Annotated in this window: 22 protein-coding genes and 1 tRNA gene; 2 read left to right on the forward strand and 21 right to left on the reverse strand. The window is 52.3% G+C overall.

Annotation, left to right across the window (positions count from 1 at the left end; all coding sequences use genetic code 11):
* Nucleotides 1–238: 238 nt before the first annotated feature.
* The 11 genes from J2Z70_RS03285 to J2Z70_RS03335 form a co-directional block, all read right to left on the reverse strand.
* Nucleotides 239–1,930, reverse strand: coding sequence for a YifB family Mg chelatase-like AAA ATPase (locus J2Z70_RS03285; RefSeq protein WP_209869361.1), 1,692 nt, complete (start codon nt 1,928–1,930; stop codon nt 239–241).
* A 210-nt stretch (nt 1,931–2,140) separates the two neighbouring features.
* Nucleotides 2,141–2,650 (reverse strand): metallophosphoesterase, encoded by a 510-nt coding sequence (locus J2Z70_RS03290; RefSeq protein WP_209869363.1) that lies wholly within the window; start codon nt 2,648–2,650, stop codon nt 2,141–2,143.
* Nucleotides 2,651–2,684: 34 nt separating this feature from the next.
* A complete protein-coding gene (locus J2Z70_RS03295; RefSeq protein WP_083677976.1) occupies nt 2,685–2,966 on the reverse strand; it encodes a hypothetical protein in 282 nt (93 codons plus the stop codon).
* Nucleotides 2,967–3,234: 268 nt separating this feature from the next.
* A complete protein-coding gene (locus J2Z70_RS03300) occupies nt 3,235–3,621 on the reverse strand; it encodes a YraN family protein (protein WP_342592983.1) in 387 nt (128 codons plus the stop codon).
* A complete protein-coding gene (locus J2Z70_RS03305; RefSeq protein WP_036724639.1) occupies nt 3,618–3,920 on the reverse strand; it encodes an EscU/YscU/HrcU family type III secretion system export apparatus switch protein in 303 nt (100 codons plus the stop codon). Before J2Z70_RS03305 ends, J2Z70_RS03300 begins: the two co-directional genes overlap by 4 nt.
* The gene (locus J2Z70_RS03310) at nt 3,917–6,040 is read right to left on the reverse strand and encodes a TrbL/VirB6 family protein (RefSeq protein WP_209869365.1); all 2,124 of its coding nucleotides are present in this window, start codon (nt 6,038–6,040) and stop codon (nt 3,917–3,919) included. The genes J2Z70_RS03305 and J2Z70_RS03310 overlap by 4 nt, the downstream gene beginning before the upstream one ends.
* Before the next feature lie 167 nt (nt 6,041–6,207).
* Entirely contained in the window at nt 6,208–6,825 is a 618-nt protein-coding gene (locus tag J2Z70_RS03315) for a ribonuclease HII (RefSeq protein ID WP_209870183.1), read from the reverse strand.
* Between the two features lie 419 nt (nt 6,826–7,244).
* On the reverse strand, nt 7,245–8,108 hold the full coding sequence (gene ylqF, locus J2Z70_RS03320) for a ribosome biogenesis GTPase YlqF (RefSeq protein WP_036733575.1): 864 nt from the start codon (nt 8,106–8,108) through the stop codon (nt 7,245–7,247).
* A 38-nt stretch (nt 8,109–8,146) separates the two neighbouring features.
* Nucleotides 8,147–8,767 carry a signal peptidase I gene (gene lepB / locus J2Z70_RS03325; protein WP_036733573.1) on the reverse strand — a complete coding sequence of 207 codons (621 nt, stop codon included), beginning with the start codon at nt 8,765–8,767 and terminating at the stop codon, nt 8,147–8,149.
* A gap of 256 nt (nt 8,768–9,023) precedes the next feature.
* Nucleotides 9,024–9,368 carry a 50S ribosomal protein L19 gene (gene rplS / locus J2Z70_RS03330; protein ID WP_036701215.1) on the reverse strand — a complete coding sequence of 115 codons (345 nt, stop codon included), beginning with the start codon at nt 9,366–9,368 and terminating at the stop codon, nt 9,024–9,026.
* 146 nt (nt 9,369–9,514) lie between these two features.
* Nucleotides 9,515–9,898 (reverse strand): hypothetical protein, encoded by a 384-nt coding sequence (locus J2Z70_RS03335; RefSeq protein ID WP_209869367.1) that lies wholly within the window; start codon nt 9,896–9,898, stop codon nt 9,515–9,517.
* Between the two features lie 189 nt (nt 9,899–10,087).
* Between J2Z70_RS03335 and J2Z70_RS03340 the strand changes: the two genes are divergently transcribed.
* Nucleotides 10,088–11,035, forward strand: a complete 948-nt coding sequence (locus tag J2Z70_RS03340) for a DUF4097 family beta strand repeat-containing protein (RefSeq protein ID WP_209869370.1) — start codon at nt 10,088–10,090, stop codon at nt 11,033–11,035.
* A 75-nt stretch (nt 11,036–11,110) separates the two neighbouring features.
* Here J2Z70_RS03340 and J2Z70_RS03345 read toward each other — a convergent pair whose 3' ends face one another.
* On the reverse strand, nt 11,111–11,368 hold the full coding sequence (locus J2Z70_RS03345) for an LSm family protein (protein WP_036733567.1): 258 nt from the start codon (nt 11,366–11,368) through the stop codon (nt 11,111–11,113).
* A gap of 228 nt (nt 11,369–11,596) precedes the next feature.
* Here J2Z70_RS03345 and J2Z70_RS03350 point away from each other — a divergent pair, with 228 nt between their 5' ends.
* On the forward strand, nt 11,597–11,791 hold the full coding sequence (locus J2Z70_RS03350; protein WP_036733564.1) for a hypothetical protein: 195 nt from the start codon (nt 11,597–11,599) through the stop codon (nt 11,789–11,791).
* A 101-nt stretch (nt 11,792–11,892) separates the two neighbouring features.
* Here the strand turns inward: J2Z70_RS03350 and J2Z70_RS03355 are convergent.
* The 9 genes from J2Z70_RS03355 to trhA form a co-directional block, all read right to left on the reverse strand.
* Nucleotides 11,893–11,966, reverse strand: a tRNA-Pro gene (locus J2Z70_RS03355).
* A 547-nt stretch (nt 11,967–12,513) separates the two neighbouring features.
* The gene (locus J2Z70_RS33590) at nt 12,514–12,639 is read right to left on the reverse strand and encodes a hypothetical protein (RefSeq protein ID WP_268748501.1); all 126 of its coding nucleotides are present in this window, start codon (nt 12,637–12,639) and stop codon (nt 12,514–12,516) included.
* 253 nt (nt 12,640–12,892) lie between these two features.
* Entirely contained in the window at nt 12,893–13,681 is a 789-nt protein-coding gene (trmD, locus tag J2Z70_RS03360) for a tRNA (guanosine(37)-N1)-methyltransferase TrmD (RefSeq protein ID WP_036733614.1), read from the reverse strand.
* A complete protein-coding gene (gene rimM / locus J2Z70_RS03365; RefSeq protein WP_209869373.1) occupies nt 13,681–14,205 on the reverse strand; it encodes a ribosome maturation factor RimM in 525 nt (174 codons plus the stop codon). Before rimM ends, trmD begins: the two co-directional genes overlap by 1 nt.
* A gap of 104 nt (nt 14,206–14,309) precedes the next feature.
* Nucleotides 14,310–14,540 carry a KH domain-containing protein gene (locus J2Z70_RS03370; protein ID WP_020432321.1) on the reverse strand — a complete coding sequence of 77 codons (231 nt, stop codon included), beginning with the start codon at nt 14,538–14,540 and terminating at the stop codon, nt 14,310–14,312.
* 22 nt (nt 14,541–14,562) lie between these two features.
* Complete coding sequence (rpsP, locus tag J2Z70_RS03375; protein ID WP_036701203.1) at nt 14,563–14,835, reverse strand: 30S ribosomal protein S16; 273 nt, start codon at nt 14,833–14,835, stop codon at nt 14,563–14,565.
* A 373-nt stretch (nt 14,836–15,208) separates the two neighbouring features.
* Nucleotides 15,209–16,600, reverse strand: a complete 1,392-nt coding sequence (gene ffh / locus J2Z70_RS03380; protein ID WP_036701200.1) for a signal recognition particle protein — start codon at nt 16,598–16,600, stop codon at nt 15,209–15,211.
* Nucleotides 16,601–16,621: 21 nt separating this feature from the next.
* Nucleotides 16,622–16,978 carry a putative DNA-binding protein gene (locus tag J2Z70_RS03385; RefSeq protein WP_209869376.1) on the reverse strand — a complete coding sequence of 119 codons (357 nt, stop codon included), beginning with the start codon at nt 16,976–16,978 and terminating at the stop codon, nt 16,622–16,624.
* A 170-nt stretch (nt 16,979–17,148) separates the two neighbouring features.
* Nucleotides 17,149–17,796 carry a PAQR family membrane homeostasis protein TrhA gene (gene trhA / locus J2Z70_RS03390; protein ID WP_209869378.1) on the reverse strand — a complete coding sequence of 216 codons (648 nt, stop codon included), beginning with the start codon at nt 17,794–17,796 and terminating at the stop codon, nt 17,149–17,151.
* Between the last annotated feature and the right edge of the window lie 9 nt (nt 17,797–17,805).

A 17,805-nucleotide genomic window follows, 5' to 3' on the forward strand; every position in this document is an offset into this window, starting at 1 on the left:
GGAAACGGCATTGCCGTCCTTTTAAAGGACGATACCGTTTCAGCATGCCCTCCCCTGCCCGGCGGCCCCGGACGGGGGTTTTGGCGTGTCAGGCTACCCGTGGTAACATCGAAGTTGAATTGAACGTGCTGTAAGAATAGCTTCACAAGTGGAAACGGCATTGCCGTCCTTTTAAAGGACGATACCGTTTCAGCATGCCCTCCCCTGCCCGGCGGCCCCGGACGGGGGTTTTGGCGTGTCAGGCTTCTTCCTCCACCATGACCTGCCTGTCCAGATTGCGGTATTGGACCGCTTCGGCCAGATGCGCAGCGCCAATCTCCTCCGCCGCTTCCAGATCGGCTATCGTGCGGGCCAGCTTAATAATCCGGTCATGCGCCCGCATGCTGAGCCCGAGACTCTCGAGAATACTGTCCAGCAGCATCTCCTCTTCCGGCCGCAGCGCAGCATAACGGCGAAGCGCCGCCCCGGACAGCTCGCTGTTCCAGGAGATCGGCAGGATGCTATACCGCTCCGCCTGAATCGCCTGAGCCCGCAGAACCTGAGAGCGCATCTGTGCCGTCGAGACCGGAGGTACACTCCTGTCGCCTTCTCTTGGATGCGGCACATCAACCTGCATATCCATCCGGTCCAGCAGCGGGCCCGAGATTTTGCGCCGGTACTGGGCGATTTTGGCCGGACTGCAGCTGCACCGCTGATGCGTGTTGCCACTACCAAGAAATCCGCACATGCAGGGATTCATGGAGCAAGCGAGCAAGAACTGGGCTGGGAAAGTGAAGGATGCCCGCGCCCGGCTAATGGTGACAACCCCATCCTCCAGCGGCTGGCGGAGCACTTCAAGCACAGTACGGGAGAACTCGGGCAGCTCGTCCAGGAAGAGAATACCGCGGTGTGCGAGACTAACCTCACCCGGCTTCGGAATCCCGCCCCCGCCGATCAATCCGGCTGCCGAGATGGTATGATGCGGTGAACGAAACGGGCGGTCACGCAGCAACCCGCTCCCTCCGTCCCTAAGCTTCCCGGCAGCACTGAATATCTTCATCACCTCAAGCGATTCTTGATCGTTAAGATCGGGAAGAATTCCGGGTAACCGCTTAATCAGCATAGTCTTCCCCGTACCTGGAGGGCCGATCAGAATAATATTGTGCATTCCCGCTGCCGCAATCGTAAGGGCACGCTTCACATGATTCTGGCCGATAACATCGATGTAATCTTCATTCATTGGCTGCTTCACCGCAAGCAGGGATGGAATATTCTCCGCTGGCTCAGAATGGTATCTCAAATGGTCCAGGGACAGCGCCAGAACGGGCGGACGCTTCCTGGAGGCCGCATCAGCGCTTACAGATACCGATACCGGAAACGGTAAATCAGCCTGCGGCAGATCAGGCCCGGCCACTTCGGATTGTTCCACCAGATTCGGCGGAGGAAGCTGACCAGGCTGAGGCAGCTCCCGCAAATGCCCGGCAGTGTACACCTTCATTCCTGCGATCAACGCAGCTTCAGCCGCATTGCCGGGCGGTACCAGAACAGCATGAATCCCGGCTTGCCGCGCAGCCTGGGCCATGGATAATACCCCATTTACCGGCCGCAGACTTCCGTCGAGCGCAAGCTCACCAATCAGCAGCATCTGCCCGGCTTCCGGCATAACAAGCTGGCCGCTGGTCGTCAGTATCCCAAGGGCAATCGCCAGATCAAACGCCGTGCCCTCCTTGCGCAGGTCCGCCGGGGCCAGATTAATCGTCACCCGCTGTTGGGGATAGCTGTAACCGCAATTCTTGACGGCGGACCGTACTCGCTCCACCGCTTCCCTGACTGCCGAATCCGGCAGGCCGATAATATGGGTCTGCGGCAAGCCGTTAGCCAGATCCACCTCCACTCCGATCATTACACCTTCAATGCCATACAGGCATGCGCTATGCATTTTTCCGTACACAAATAAGCACCTCTTCTCCAGAAATACACCCTTAGCGGGCGTTCGTTTCCAGGAAAAAAGGTGCTTCCTCTTTTTCCGTAAGCTCAATTACACTCAGTATAACTAAAACCCTACACAACATGCAAGGTTATTGCGCATATAGTGCTGCACAAAAATCAGCTTTTAATCGTCTTGCATAAATATGCAACTATGACCAAAGAATCATTTTATTCAGCCTTCTTCGCTGGCTACCACCGAATCCCTTATCTGTTCAAAGGACAGCGGGGTGTAATTCCAGTGCTCCACACAAATATTAAAGTGATGATTGCCCTCATATTTCTGTCCATGAATATGACCATGCACATTCACGTAAGGCATATGCTTGTTCATATACATCGGCTCATGCGAGAGCAGAAAAAACTCCTTGTATATCAGCGGATACTCACTGACCTCATCAAATCCGGCTTCCAGCCACCAGCCTCGTCCGCGTCCACGGTCATGATTGCCAAGAATCAGTATTTTGTACCCGTTCAGGGCAGACACAATGCTACGGGTATCCTCTTGATTCCTGAAAGAAAAGTCACCCAGATGAAAAATCGTGTCCTCCTCTCTTACGACTGCATTCCAGTTCGCAACCATCACCTTGTCCATCTCTTCCGCACTGGCAAAAGGCCGCGATTCAAAATCAATGATCAGCTTGTGGCCAAAATGATGATCTGAGGTAAAAAATACGTTGGACAAGATCGCTCCCCGCTTTCGCTAAGTGCTGGATTGCTTATTCATTCCACTTCCGTTTGGCTCCGCGCCGGTTCACATCCATTTGTATTAATTCCGCCACCGGCGGAGCTTCCTCGTGTTCGATCAGCCATTTGCGCATTTCCTTAATGGCCTCCACTTGCCCGTTACCCTTGTCACGCCAGGTCAGCAGCTCAATCACATTGATGACCAGTGACAAGAGGCTGCTATTGCTGTCTTGGGTTTTCTCAGCACGCATCTTGTGGAATAACGCTTCATTCTCCCAGTCAATCAATATCTCTTCCGCTATTGCAGGCCGCATAACGGTAAATGTCTTATTACAATTACTGCAGCATACAACGGATAAGGGCTCTGCGCCAAGTTCCGCTACTATATTATGCTCACAATTTTGGCAAGTAAAGCTTACCTGTATATTCATTGATTGATTCCTCATTCCGGCAGCCCTCCTCATGGTGGCATTAAAAGTTACACTAATGTTTACCCACTTCTTTTGAGAAATGACCCATGAAGTCCGGCATCTGTCAAGGATAATTGTTAAATTTTACACGGTTTTTGCAAAACAGAGACAGCTAAAAGACTTCCCGGAGATGCCGCAGGGAGGCGATGCTTAAATCCGGCTGAAGCTGTACAGCAATCACATCGAAAGCAATTGCAGCCGGCTGCAGTCCCTGCATGTGCAGGTAGACCCGGGCTGTCTCTCTCACCTGACGGATTTTGCGTGCATCGACCGATTCCTCCGCAGTGCCCTGCACGGCTGAGCCGCTCCGGCTGCGCACCTCAATGAAGACCAGAACGCCTTCATACTCCGCGATAATATCCAGCTCTCCGCTACGGCAGCGCCAGTTATAATCCCGGATGAGGTAGCCCCGCGAAGTCAGATACATCCGGGCCGCCTGCTCGGCAGCAGCGCCTTTCTCCTGACGGGTGTAGGTTCTGCCGTCTCCGTTATGGCTCACTTCTGTCTCCGTTCACCAGCTGTCCGGTCACTCTGGTATACATAGCTGAGAATCTCTGCCACCAGCTGATAGAGCTGAGGCGGAATCTGCTGGTCCAGATCGAGCTTCGACAGCACCTCTACCAGCGCCGCATCCTCCTGCACCGCTACTCCGTTTTCCTTTGCCTTTTGCAGGATGATGTCCGCTACCGAGCCTTGCCCCTTAGCGACAACCACTGGCGCATCGCTCTGGCCCGGAATATATTTGAGCGCCACTGCCTTCTTGAGATTCTGCGGAACCTTCTGCTCAGACTCACTCATATGCGGTAATCTACTCCTTTGTACTCCTGCGGAGCATAATCGGACGGCTTCACCGCAGCAGCGGCCACGCTCCGTTCCGGCAATGCTTCCGTACGCAGGCTGGACAATTGATAGCCTATGCCTTCGACCGCTGCCTTCATCTCCTCGCGGCGGCCCTCCAGCAGCTCCAGTACCCAAGGTTCATCGTTATGCAGCTTCAGGCTGACGATGCGGTCGACCACCTGCACATCGACCATCGTCTGGCCGAGCTGCTTCATGTCCAGATCGAACCACAAGCGGCAATTCGCCGCGTCGAGCTCCCCTTTGCTGCCACGCCGCGACTGGATCTGGACAGAGGCCGTCTCCCGGCCATCCGGACCCTGCAGCGGCAGGAACATCGTCACCTGCGCGAACGGTGCGGTGCGGTCTGTATTCAGCAGCAGCTGCTGGCCTGTAAGCTGCTGCACCAGCTGGCCCGCGGCTTCCTTCACCGCGGGCGGGGCCTCGCTGCTGCCCAGTACCTGCAGCAGCACGCCCTTGAGCGTACCGGCGGCATCTTCTGCGCCGCCGGACGCTGCCTGCGCGGTGTGCGCCCCGCCGCCGCGCAGGATCTGCTGCTCGTGCTCCGCACCGAGCAGCTTCAAGATCCGCCCCACCCAGGGGTCTGTCCCCTGGGTGGCGGCGGGTCCCCCCTGCGGCGGCGCAGCCGCAGGGGTTGCACTGCCGCCCGCCGCGCCGGAGGCGGGCGGCGCTTCGGCGAGCTGCGGCAGAGTGCCGCGCAGCTCGGAGAGCACGCCCTGCAGCTTCGCGAGCAGGGCCGGCCCCGCAGCGCTCTGCGCCTGCGCGGCAACGCCCGCGCCCTCACGCACTCCAGCTGCAATTCCCGCACCTTCACGCGTTCCTGCCGCGTTCCCCGCGCTTTCTCGCACTCCAGCTGCGTTCCCCGCACCTTCACGCGTTCCTGCCGCGTTCCCCGCTCTTTCTCGCACTCCAGCTGCGTCCCCCGCACCTTCACGCGCTCCAGCCGCGTTCCCTGCGCTTTCTCGCACTCCAGCCACGTTCCCCGCTCCTTCACGCGCTCCGGCTCCACTTCCCGCGCCTTCGCTACGCACTCCAGCCGCATTTCCCGCACCCTCATGCGCTCCCGCTGTGTTCCCCACACCTTCTCGCGTTCCAGCTGCGTTCCCCGCACCCTCACGCGCTCCTGCTGCGATCCCCGCTCCTTCGCCGCGCGTTCCCGCTACAGCACCCGATCCAGCCGTATTCCCAGAACCTTCTCGCGCTCCAACCGCATTCCCGCTTCCTGCCGGCTCCGCATCTCCCGTCGGTACTAACGCAGCTTGTCCATTGGCACTGCCAGCAGCCTGCGAAGTCCCCGCATTAGCGGTTACTCCTGCCTGAGTAGTCACCCCGGCAGCTCCTCCCGGAAGAGCACCGGCTGCTGGAGTATTACCAGCCAGGCCGGCATTGGCTCCGCCTGCCAGCAGCCCACCCGCAGGTCTGCTATTCCCCGCAGCTTGACCTGATCCGTCGCCGTCTCCCCCTTGCTGCACCCAGACGTTCAGCGCAGTCTCCAGCTTCGCCAGCAGATCATGCAGCTTCGGTCCGAATACAGCCTGCTGCAGCCCCTTCACCGTCTCAGCCGTTACAGGCAAACCTCGCTTCACTGAGATTACAGCCGCCTCCAGCCACTCTGAGGCAGGGACACCGGGAGGTTTGGCGTTCATGACTGCGTCCAGCTTCGCTGCAGTCTCCTTGGTGAAGGCCAGCCCTCCGGCCTGCATCGCTTGAACAATCTCCCGTCCCGCCTTGGAATTGGCAAGTCCAAGCGACTCCAGTGCCTCGCCCATACTCTGCGGCGAGACCATAGCCGCCTCCCCCAGAGAGACCGGCTTAAGCACCGGCAATCCGCCTTCTCCTGGTGCACCCACCTGCAGGTTCAGCGTCTGACCGGCTGCCAGCGGTGTTTCCAGTTCAGCCCGTACAGGCGTTCCCTGAATCTGCACCACAGCTTCTTTTCCGGAATCGGATACGCTTAGCACAACGCCGCGAACAACCTGACCTTCCTTAAGCTCTACAGATTTGGCCTCCCCCGCCTTGCTGTCGCCAAGCAAACCGCGAACCAGTGATCCGATGTTCATGTTGTCCGCCTCCCTTCTTTCTATTTATATCGGTATTTCGCCTTCATTTGTGATTATCGGGATGATACGCCAAGTGGAAACTGCTATGCCATCCTTTTAGAGGACGGCACCGTTTCAGCGAGAAATAGAAGGATAATGTAGACGTGAAACCATACATTCTTATATTTTTAGAATAAAGACAACTGTTCCTGCTCGGCAAGAATATTGCCAATGAAGCTGCGCCGGTGCATCGGAGTTACACCCAGTGCCTTGATCTGTTCGCGGTGCAGCTTGGTAGCATATCCTTTATGTACTTTGATCCCGTAATCCGGGTATAATTCCTCCCACAAGCCCTCACAGAGCCGGTCACGTGTCACCTTGGCTACAATGGAGGCGGCAGCAATCGACTGGCTGTTGGCATCCCCTTTAATGATGGCACGCTGCGGCAAGGGCAGGTCCACCTTCTCCGCATCAATCAGCATATAGTCCGGCTGCTGGCTTAATCCCTCTACCGCCAGGCGCATCGCCAGACGCGAAGCCTGCTTAATATTGATTTCATCGATCACCGCCGCCTCCACATGCCCTAAGCTTACCGCTAGCGCCTGCTCAATAATGGTCTCATACAGAGCTTCCCGCTTTTTGGCCGTCAGCTTCTTGGAGTCATCCACACCCTCAATAATCAGCCCAGCCGGCAAAATTACCGCTGCGGCCACCACATCTCCGAACAAACAGCCCCGCCCCACTTCATCCACACCTGCGATGTGAAGGAAGGATTGTTCCCAGCCTTCTTTTTCATACCCAAGCATATCGATCTCACTCACTGTCTCTCCACCTGCCCATTAAAATTAAAGTAAGCCACATCTATGATCTTCCTACGAATATATGACAGAATTCGAATCCCATAAGAACTTCGAACTTGCACTCATTTCCATCCAATCCCAGTCTCAGAATCTTAAAATTCTGCACTGAATACAACAATCCCTTCATTAATACTGCGCAAATCCAAAAAAGTTGTATGAATAACAGCATTTCTCTTCCCTCAAGCTGCCCAAACGAGGACATTCCTGCATTTCATACAACACTTTTGCTACTCCGCCCCTTATCAATAGAGAAGAGTTGCTATTCTTACAACATTGCTTCGCACACCGCCCTATTCCCCATCTACACGCAAAAAAAGAACCACCCCACATTCACGGATGGCTCTTCCATTCCACATTACATTCTACTATTCAGGTGTCTCCAGCGTGAAACGTCCAAGCTTCCCTGCACGAAGCTCATGCAGCAGCGCGCGTGAAGCCTTCTCCAGATCTACTCGGCCACCGCTCATCAGACAACCGCGCTTACGCCCGACTGCTTCCATAACAGCCACGATTTCGTCCGGGTTCTCTAAGTCCTCCGGCAGCTTACTGATATCGAAGCGTTCCTGAAACCGGCTTCCGTAATCCTTCACCAGATACTTCACCGCATAATAAGCGATATCCTCAATATTCAGGATCTCTTCCTTAATGGCCCCGGTTACTGCCAGCTTATAGCCTACCGTCTGGTCCTCGAATTTCGGCCAGAGAATCCCTGGCGTATCCAGCAGTTCCAGACTGCCGCCGGTTTTAATCCATTGCTGACCCTTGGTAACCCCCGGACGGTCACCGGTAATCGCAATATTTTTTCCAGCCATCCGGTTAATGAGAGTCGATTTGCCTACGTTGGGAATGCCCACAATCAGTGCCCGCATCGCACGCGGATTCATGCCCTTGGCAATTTGCCGGTCGATCTTGTCCTTCAGCAGCAGCTTCACCTGCTCCGGAATTTCTTTGATCCCGGTGCCAGTAGAAGCATCTACCGGATAGGCAACATGACCCTGCGCCTTGAAGTAAGCCAGCCACTTGCGTGTAGCTTCCGGATCGGCCAGATCCGCTTTGTTCAGAATAATCAGCCTTGGCTTGTCCCGCAAAATATCGTCAATCATCGGATTGCGGCTCGAGATCGGCAGACGGGAATCAAGCAGTTCTATTGCAACATCAATTAGCTTCAGCTTATCCTCGATTTGCCGTCTAGCCCTCGTCATATGACCAGGAAACCATTGAATGGCCAATGCCGTCACCTCCTTTGACTTCTGTCAGCTTAAAATAATTAATGATTTATCAATGAGATATTCTTCACCGGCCAGAAAATAAGGTCTGCACGGCCGACAATATCCCCCAGCGGCACATAACCGATCATCCGGCTGTCCGTACTGTCAGAGCGGTTATCCCCCATTACGAACACATGGCCTTCCGGCACCTTGTTGTCCGTAAACTGCTCATTCGGGAAGTTCTTATTGTTGTACAAGATGTTGTTATTATGCGCATCATCAATCGCGCTCTGGATATACGTCTCGTTCACAGGCTCTCCGTTAACTGTAACGACATCCCCTTCAACTGTGACTGTATCGCCTGCCACACCAATGACACGTTTAATGAAATCCCGGCCCTCAGAGGGCACATGGAACACAATGACTTCCCCGCGCTCCGGCTTGCGGATATCGTAGAGAATTTCATTAACAATCACACGTTCTCCGGTATGGAAGTTAGGCTTCATGGAAGGGCCGTCTACGATAAACGGTTTGAACAAAAGCCAGCGTATTAGAATAACCAGAACCAATGCAATCGCTATCGCTTTAATCCATTCCAGGACTTCATTCTTTGGCTTCCGGGGGCTCTGGCCGTTAGAATCAATCACTTCGCCTTGCCCTTGCTGCAAATCCTGCTGCATAGTTCACCGTCCTCTCCATCAGTTGTTATCTCCACTATACAATACAAAAAAGCTCCTGCCAAAAACTCCCCCGCGATTACTCCTTCAGGAGGCCTTTTCGGAGAAGCTGTTCCTAAGGCACATATGTCTAAAAACCCCACAAAGTGATGCTTTAACTTCGGGCTTACTCAGGCACTTTGCGGGGATCCACAATTCTTTAATCACAAGAAATAAACGAAAGGGGCTTGAATTCAAGCCCCTTTCCTTTGTCACTATTCTAGCGACGAATTTCTTTAATTCTTGCAGCTTTACCGCGCAGGTCACGAAGATAATACAGCTTCGCACGACGCACTTTACCACGGCGAGCCACTTCGATTTTCTCGAGTTTAGGGGAGTTGACTGGGAATGTTCTTTCCACACCAACACCATAAGAGATTTTACGAACCGTAAAAGTCTCACCGATACCGCCGCCGCGACGTTTAATTACAACGCCTTCGAACAGCTGGATACGCTCACGAGTTCCTTCGATAACTTTTACATGCACCTTCAAAGTGTCACCCGGGCGAAAACTCGGGATATCTTTACGAAGTTGCTCTTGTGTAATTGCTTGTAGGATATTCATTAAGGACTTCCTCCTTCCGTACAGGTGTTCTTGCCTCTTCCGGAGAGCCATTGCTCTCCCTCATTATCCGCAGAGGACCACCGTATTCCACACAACAGAAGTAATATTATCATAAAAGACAGGCTCATGCAACATATATTTATTATTTAAAGCGGCAGCATATCCCGTTTCTTCGCCTTCACCTTGCAGTCCTTGCAGAGTCCGACCACACTTCCGTCATCCTGGGCATAAAAAATCAGCTTGCCGTTCTTCTTCTTACAGGAGGAGCACTGCTGATCCGCAGCATTCTGCTTGGCCTTACGGTGCCCTTCCATAGAAATCACATTACTGGCCTTCCCTTGCTTCGGCGCTTCAGACTGTTCTTGGCTTATCCGGCTGCGGTACACGGTATAGACAACTGCACCCACCAACACAACGATCAGGAATGCTGCATACTGCATTTGGCTCATCCGCCCCTCTGACTTGTTCAGTCCAAATAGTAAACAGACCGTCTCCTGGGTCTGCTTCCGTGCCGGCCCTCCAGCTGTCACATTTCATTCTTCCGGTCCTTCATCTAACGACAGTGTACCATAATGCCTCTCTAAAATGTAGTAGCTAAGCTTACTGGACTATAGTCCAGTAGAACAACCCGCCGCCAGGCTGTTATCCAGTGTTTTCCCATAATATATAATACTGAGTATACATAAGCAAATAATCATGCCTTTAGGAGGATATATATAATGAAGAAACATCACAGCACAGCAATTATTGCAGCAATGGCCGTATTTTCTATTGCACTTGCCGGCTGCCGGGAGCTTCCCGGCAAGGAAGCGGCAGATAACCAAATGGAGCAGACGATCTCCGGCAGCTTCAAGCAGGAGGCGGCAGAAGCCGTGAAGCAGAGTCTCAGCGATGCCAGTGCTGCTGTCGGTGACGCCATCCAGAACACAGCAGGTATGATTGAAGAGCAGATGAATACTAGCGGAGTCAGCCGGGAGTTCTCCACCTCCCTGCCGATTGCTTCGGCTTCCGTCCTTAAGCTAGATAATGCGGTGGGGGAAGTTGAAGTAGTACCCGCTTCAGGTGATGAGATCACAGTGCAGGCCACCGTCATTGTCCATGAGCAGACAGGCCACAAGCTGGTATCCGGAGTGCTGGATCATACGGAAGTCTCTATTGAACATAAAGGAGACGCGCTAATCGTCTCTGCTCATGGTGAAGGCAATTCGAAGAGAAACCTCTGGGAATGGGCGCAGCATGAGTATGGGGATTCCAACTTCAGCATTAATTATGTAATAGGGATTCCAGAGACCGTTGACCGGTTTGAGATTGATAATAATGTAGGCACCGTCCAGCTCCGCGGGCTTGAGGGAACTTTTGAGATTAACAGCAATGTCGGCAGCATCATCCTTCAAGACACCGTATTCACAGGCAAGTCCAGTGTGGAGTCAAATACGGGAAGTATTGAGCTTGGGGTATCCGGCATGACAAAGGGCAGCAGTCTCAAGGCCAAGAGCGATATTGGAAGAATCTCCGCCGATCTGTCAGCATCAACCGCATGTACGGTCAAAGCCCGCAGTGAGCTCGGCCATATCTCCGGCACCGACAACGGTACACCCAAGGATTATAACGGCGGCGGTCCGCTGGTATCGTTAACCACGCAGATCGGAGCCATATCTGTTAATTAGATCATCCTATAGTGACGCAAAAAGTGGGCCTTCCTGACTTCCAGGAGCCCACTTTTTGTGTTGTTCAGGCTATCGTCAGATTAACGCAATTGCCAGAAGCGTGAACAGGCTTAAGGTAAGGATCTGGCTGCCGTAGCCATAGTATCCGCCATAGTAGTTCCCTGCACCGCCCGGATAGAAGGCCGAAGTTTGCATTCTGCCATTGCCTTTTGTTTTCAGATACACATTATTCCGGTCCACATCCACAATAATTCCTTCATGGCGTTTGCCGTCAGTAGTCATAATGCGTACACGCTTATTCTTGCAATGGAGACAATTATAATAAGCTTCCATCTGCTGTTTCCTCCTTAATCGTGGTTCTGTATCTTATGAGGGGAGGGATAAGCCGGTAACGGCTATCGTCACGCAGCAATTGTCTATATGTAAAATAGTTGTGAATTGAAGAACTTGTGAACATTGTGTATCAATTTTGTGTAAAAAGGGGTAATATTAAAGTAACAAAATCAATGAACCGCTTACGGTTGTGAACAATCTTCTACAATCCATAAGGAGGCAGGAATCATGAGTACAGCAGGCAGACGTTTTATTAATGAAGGAGTACTGCGGATCGCCTGGTTTATCATCTTCGCTTCGCTCACCTACACGGTGCGCAATTATACTTGGGCCATTGTATTGCTCATGGTTGTTGGCTTGTATTCACTGGTCACGGGAGTCATCATGCTTACCCGCCGGGATGGTGACAGGGGCAGGTTCTAGCTTAACCTCACACACGGGCCTTAGTACCTAAATAAAAACACTTCCTACAGAGCGTAATGCGCTGACGGAAGTGTTTTTTGTTTTTAGCGAAAACGGAATAATCGGAGTAACAGGATTTGAACCTGCGACCTCACCCACCCCAAGGGTGCGCGCTACCAGGCTGCGCTATACCCCGACATTGCAAATCAATCCATTACTTCATCCTTACGTTTGCCGCATCCCTACGATTAACATACGTTCATCTAATGCATAATATGCCGGTAAGCGGTTACTTACTGTTATACTATAAATATACCTCACTAGTTCAGCAGTTTCAAATAGAGTTCAGTATTTTTATGGAGTTCAATATTTTTTCACATCTCATTAAAATTTAATGGATTTTCCGTAAAGGCTGTGCTATACTCTTGGCACAAGGAAAGGAGGTGCGTTCACATCAAGCATGACATGCTGAACGTATCCCTTACCCGGACCAACGGCTGAATGATTAAGTCTTGGTGGCGCGGGATACGGATCAAAGTTACAAACTAGCGCCTCGGGTAGAGAGACCGTCTTCGGACGGTCTTTTTTTGTTTGCCCGCCCTCTTCGCACCCAGCAAACAAATAACCGCCGAAGCCAGCGAACCTTGGGTTCGTCTGTCTTCAGCGGTTATTTGTGGAATTTGCTGTATTACTGAGCCTATTGAACCTGCTTCCAGGTCTAATTCATTTCTTCGATTATAAGATTACGATTTACGATTCTTATAAAAATCAATAATATCACTTACCGTGCGGAGCGGCTCCGCCTCCTTGTGGACAGTGTCCACGGCTGGCTTGAATGATTCATGCGTATTCGTAGTCACTTCAGTCATTCCTTTCGATAATTAAGCTAGCTGCGTCTATAGCTGCATGTCTACTTGCGGCACCTCTATTCATTACCCTAGAAAAAGGGTATTGACGCACATCTGCTCGTATTTATTTCGCTGGCAAAACTTCTTCTATGCCTATCCGTTCTAGTCGTAATTCCCGTTCCCGGTTCTCAGAACACAGCAAAAAACGCCTCCCTAACGTAATATACGTTAAAAAGACGCCAGCTATGACTCTATTTAAGCCCAATTTTATCATTTATTTCTGCTCCAGGCTTGCCTGCTCCTGCAGCCGCTTCAGCGTCTGCTTGTCCTTCGCTGTCAGCTCAGCGGTCTCAAGCAGATCCGGCCTGCGTTCGAGAGTACGCTGCAATGCCTGCTCGCGCCGCCATTCCACGATATTGGCATGATGTCCGCTGAGCAGCATGTCCGGCACCTTCCAGCCCCGGAACTCTGCCGGGCGGGTATAATGCGGGTACTCCAGCAGCCCGGTGCTGAAGGAGTCAGAGATTGCAGAGGTCTCATTGCCCAGTGCCCCCGGCTGCAGCCGCACTACCGAATCAATGACGGTCAAGGCCGGGAGCTCACCGCCGGTCAGTACATAGTCGCCAATCGACAGCTCGTCCGTCACCAGATGCTCACGGATTCGCTCGTCATAGCCCTCATAATGACCGCAGATGAAGATCAGATGCTGTTCCTGTGCCAGCTCTTCGGCGATCTGCTGATTATACGTCCGGCCCTGGGGGCACATCAGAATAATACGCGGCTTCACCGCCTCTGTATTGCCGTGTTCCCCTTGCTCCCCTCCAGCGCTACTCTGAGCCAGCACATGCTCCACCGCTGCGAAGATAGGGTCAGGCTTCAGCACCATGCCTCCCCCTCCGCCGTAAGGTGTATCATCCACGCTGTTATGCTTGTTGCCCGAGAAGTCGCGGAAGTTCACCGTGTTCAGTGAAGCAATGCCTTTCTCACGGGCCTTACCGAGAATGCTGGTGCCGAAGACGCCTTCACACATATCAGGGAACAGCGTCAGCACGTCGATACGGATCATGGGAGCAGCCCTTCCATAAGGTGCACAGTGATTTTTTTGGCTGCAATATCGACGTCCAGCACTACATCGTTAATAACCGGAATCAGAATATCCTGGCCCTTCTTCGGCTTCACTACCCAGACATCATTAGCCCCGGGCTGCAAAATCTCTGTAATCGTTCCCAGCGGCTGGCTGGCATCTTCATCCGTGTAAACCTCGCAGCCTACAATCTGGTGGAAGTAATACTCGTTCTCCGGCAACTCAACCAGATTATCACTAGGCACCTTGAGCAGGCTGCCTTTGTATTTCTCGATCTCATTAATGTTCGTATACCCCTTAAGCTTGGCAATATACATCCCTTTGTGCTCTCTCGCCGATTCGATCGTAACCTCGAATTTCGGGCTTCCGTCTGCGGGAATCAGCAGCAGCTTGTTGCCAGGTGCGAACCGCACTTTCGGGAAATCGGTATGCGACAGGATTTTGATCTCCCCGCGAATGCCGTGCGTGTTCACCAGCCTGCCTACGGTTAACTCTTCTGTCATGTGTTCATCTCCTTCACGTTGATTGCGTACGGCCTATAAATTCTTATATTTTCAACAAAAAGGAGCCGGGATATACTATCCCTAGCCCCTCCTTGTGCGCATCCTTAAGATAAAATATCCACGGTAACGCGTTTATCACTTTTGACTGCTGCAGATGTGACTACGGTACGAAGCGCTTTGGCGATCCGTCCCTGCTTGCCGATGACCTTACCGACATCATCAGGATGCACGGAGAGCTCATAGACAATCAGGTGATCCTTCTCCACGGTCCGTACGGCCACATCCTCCGGATGATCCACTAAAGCCTTAGCAATAACACCAACTAATTCTTCCATAGAGGACCCTCGCAATCAGTCATTATTTCTGAAGCTTTGACTCATGGAACTTCTTCATCACGCCAGCTTTGGAAAGCAGGTTGCGGACGGTATCAGATGCTTGTGCACCTGTCTGAAGCCATTTAAGAGCCTTCTCTTCGTCAATCTTAACGACTGCCGGTACTTCGATCGGATTATAATAACCGATTTCCTCGATAAAACGGCCGTCACGAGGAGACCGGGAATCGGAAACCACTACACGGTAGAAAGGCGCTTTATGTGCTCCCATTCTTTTCAAACGAATACGTACTGCCACGAAATTCACCTCCTTAAAAGAATATCGTTTTCGATCCCTCCCAAACCCTCCCTTCCCGAAGGGAGGGCCCCAAGGGCTCTGCCCTCTGGACACCCGCTAAGTGCAACTAGCGTAGGCGTTCAGACTGGCGGGACTTTGGTGAGTTCGGGGAAAGACCGCTTTTCCTCCCTGCGGGATACACTTGACTGGCGGCGTTCCCTGGTAACGAGGGGAAGAGATTTAAACATTAAGATCAAGATCAAAAGATTAAGGTCAAAAGATTAAGGTCAAAAGACTACTCGATCTTCTGATGTTGTACTATATCAGATCTAGGGGGAAACTTAAAACTTAAAGCTAAACCTTAAACCTAAACATTAAACCGTAAAGATTAAGATTAACGGAACGGGAACTTCATTCCGCCTTTACCGGCAAGGCCCTTGAGCTGCTTCATGGCGTTCTTCTTGCCGCCCTTGCCGCCTCCGCCGCCCATCATGCCGGAGAACTGCTTCATCATCTTGCGCATTTCATCGAATTGCTTGATGAGCCGGTTCACCTCAGCGACATTGGTACCGCTGCCTGCCGCAATACGCTTGCGGCGGTTGTGGTTGATAATCTCAGGCTGGGCTTTCTCGGCCTTGGTCATGGAATGAACAATGGCTTCAACGCGGCCCATCTGCTTATCGTCCACCTTCAGGTCCTTCATGCCCTTGGCCTTATTCATGCCGGGCAGCATATCAAGAATCTGGTCGATCGGGCCAAGCTTCTTCACTTGATCCATCTGCTCCAGGAAATCATCGAACGTGAATTCTGCATTACGCATCTTACGTTCCATTTCCTTGGCTTTCTCGGTATCGATATTGGCCTGAGCCTTCTCGATCAGCGACAGCATGTCGCCCATGCCGAGGATCCGCGAAGCCATCCGCTCCGGATGGAAAGGCTCCAGCGCATCGATCTTCTCGCCGAGAGCGGCGAATTTAATCGGGCAGCCGGTGACCGCCTTGACGGATAATGCAGCACCACCACGGGTGTCGCCGTCAAGCTTCGTAAGCACTACGCCGGTAAGCTCCAGCTGCTTGTTGAAGCTGTCCGCCACATTCACGGCATCCTGACCGGTCATCGCATCGACTACCAGGAGCACTTCATCCGGAGTTACAACGTTATGGATCTGCTTCAGCTCTTCCATCAGCTCTTCATCAATATGCAGGCGGCCTGCCGTATCAATAATCACATAATCCAGGTTATTGTCCTTCGCATGCTGAACACCTTGTCTGGCAATCTCTACCGGACTCGTCTGATCACCCAGCGAGAAGACAGGAACCTTAATCTGTTCTCCGAGCACCTGCAGCTGCTTGATCGCAGCCGGACGGTAGATATCAGCGGCTACGAGCAGCGGGCGGTGGTTGCCCTTCTGCAGCAGCTTCGCCAGCTTACCGGAAGTGGTCGTCTTCCCTGCGCCCTGCAGACCCGTCATCATGATGACCGTCGGCGGCTTGTTCGACTTCGCCAGCTTCGCCTGGCTTCCGCCCATCAGCTCCGTCAGTTCCTTGTTAACAATATCGATGATAACCATGCCTGGCGTGAAGCTGTCCATCACTTCCGTACCAACAGACTTCTCTTTCACCTTGGACACGAAGTCCTTGACGACCTTGAAGTTAACATCGGCTTCCAGAAGGGCCAGCCGCACTTCACGCATCGCTTCGTTTACGTCATCTTCGGATACTTTCCCTTTGCCGCGCAGTTTGCTGAACACATTCTGCAATCTTCCGGTTAATCCTTCAAATGCCATAGGCGGCTCGCTCCCTTCTTCCTACTCTAACCTCTGCAGCCGGTCCATGAGTTCCATGAATTGCTGCTTATATTGCTCCGGCAGCATTCCACTGTCAGGGAATCTGCGCAGTTCTTCTAAGTACTTAGTGCGGTCTTCATGCTTGGACAGGAGTCCAAGCTTCTCTTCATAATTCTCAAGCACTTGCTCCGCCCGCTTGATATGCTCGTACACAGCCTGGCGGCTAATTTCAAATTCCGCTGCAATCTCCCCCAGGGAGAAATCATCATGGAAATAATATTTGAGAAACGTCTGTTGCTTGTCAGTAAGCAGCCGTTCATAGAAAGCAAATAACAGGTTGATCCGGTTGGTTTTCTCGAGCCTATTCTCCTGACTCATTAAGGGCACTCCCTTCGTCAAGGAAAAACACTTTACAGCTTCACAACGTCCCTTATGATACCGAAAACAAAGAAAGATGTCAAGTCTTTTTACTTGTCATCTTTTTCTTTGCCCAAAACCGGCATTCCCGCCCTGAAATCCTGCACCAGTACGGCACTATGCCTTCCGCATTAATGAATAGGGAGAATGTATAACAATACAACGAAGAAGTGCAGGACGGTTCCCGCAAGCACGAATAAATGCCAGATCGCATGATGGTACGGGAAGCCGCGCCATACATAAAACACGGTGCCCAGAGTGTACAGCAGTCCGCCAATCATCAGCAGAGTCATCCCGCCGCTGGCGACGGCCTGGGACAGAGGTTTCCAGGCGATTACGATCATCCAGCCCATCGCAATGTAGAAGACGGTGGACATGAACAGGAATTTTTTGACGAAAAAAGCCTTAAAGAAAACACCGAATACCGCCACTCCCCAAGCGATACCGAATAATGTCCAGCCCAGCGGTCCGCGGATCGCCACCAGCATAAACGGGGTGTACGTTCCGGCAATGAATAAGTAAATCGAAGCGTGGTCAAGGAATTCAAAGAAGTCCTTCGCCTTGCCGTCTCTGAGACTATGCACCATCGTTGAATTAAAATACAGGATCAGCATAGTAGCGCCGTAAATGGAGAAACTGACTACATGCCAGGCTGTGCCGTTCTGAACAGCATATACGATCAGCAGGACCAGCGCAGCAATACTTAATAGAGCGCCGATCCCGTGTGTAACCGCATTTGCTACTTCTTCCTTGCGGCTGTAAGTGTGAGTATTTGCCATACCACGATT

Origin of the sequence: Paenibacillus silagei (assembly GCF_017874735.1) — a bacterium.
GTDB lineage: Bacteria > Bacillota > Bacilli > Paenibacillales > Paenibacillaceae > Paenibacillus_AQ > Paenibacillus_AQ silagei.

What these genes read in the sequence shown, in the direction of transcription:
- J2Z70_RS03295 (WP_083677976.1), bottom strand. Translation starts at nt 2,966, where the DNA reads ATGCGGCCTGCAATAGCGGAAGAGATATTGATTGACTGGGAGAATGAA.
- J2Z70_RS03305 (WP_036724639.1), bottom strand. Translation starts at nt 3,920, where the DNA reads ATGAGTGAGTCTGAGCAGAAGGTTCCGCAGAATCTCAAGAAGGCAGTG.
- J2Z70_RS03310 (WP_209869365.1), bottom strand. Translation starts at nt 6,040, where the DNA reads ATGAACATCGGATCACTGGTTCGCGGTTTGCTTGGCGACAGCAAGGCG.
- J2Z70_RS03315 (WP_209870183.1), bottom strand. Translation starts at nt 6,825, where the DNA reads ATGCTTGGGTATGAAAAAGAAGGCTGGGAACAATCCTTCCTTCACATC.
- lepB (WP_036733573.1), bottom strand. Translation starts at nt 8,767, where the DNA reads ATGCAGCAGGATTTGCAGCAAGGGCAAGGCGAAGTGATTGATTCTAAC.
- rplS (WP_036701215.1), bottom strand. Translation starts at nt 9,368, where the DNA reads ATGAATATCCTACAAGCAATTACACAAGAGCAACTTCGTAAAGATATC.
- J2Z70_RS03340 (WP_209869370.1), top strand. Translation starts at nt 10,088, where the DNA reads ATGAAGAAACATCACAGCACAGCAATTATTGCAGCAATGGCCGTATTT.
- J2Z70_RS03345 (WP_036733567.1), bottom strand. Translation starts at nt 11,368, where the DNA reads ATGGAAGCTTATTATAATTGTCTCCATTGCAAGAATAAGCGTGTACGC.
- J2Z70_RS03350 (WP_036733564.1), top strand. Translation starts at nt 11,597, where the DNA reads ATGAGTACAGCAGGCAGACGTTTTATTAATGAAGGAGTACTGCGGATC.
- J2Z70_RS33590 (WP_268748501.1), bottom strand. Translation starts at nt 12,639, where the DNA reads ATGACTGAAGTGACTACGAATACGCATGAATCATTCAAGCCAGCCGTG.
- rimM (WP_209869373.1), bottom strand. Translation starts at nt 14,205, where the DNA reads ATGACAGAAGAGTTAACCGTAGGCAGGCTGGTGAACACGCACGGCATT.
- J2Z70_RS03370 (WP_020432321.1), bottom strand. Translation starts at nt 14,540, where the DNA reads ATGGAAGAATTAGTTGGTGTTATTGCTAAGGCTTTAGTGGATCATCCG.
- ffh (WP_036701200.1), bottom strand. Translation starts at nt 16,600, where the DNA reads ATGGCATTTGAAGGATTAACCGGAAGATTGCAGAATGTGTTCAGCAAA.
- J2Z70_RS03385 (WP_209869376.1), bottom strand. Translation starts at nt 16,978, where the DNA reads ATGAGTCAGGAGAATAGGCTCGAGAAAACCAACCGGATCAACCTGTTA.
- trhA (WP_209869378.1), bottom strand. Translation starts at nt 17,796, where the DNA reads ATGGCAAATACTCACACTTACAGCCGCAAGGAAGAAGTAGCAAATGCG.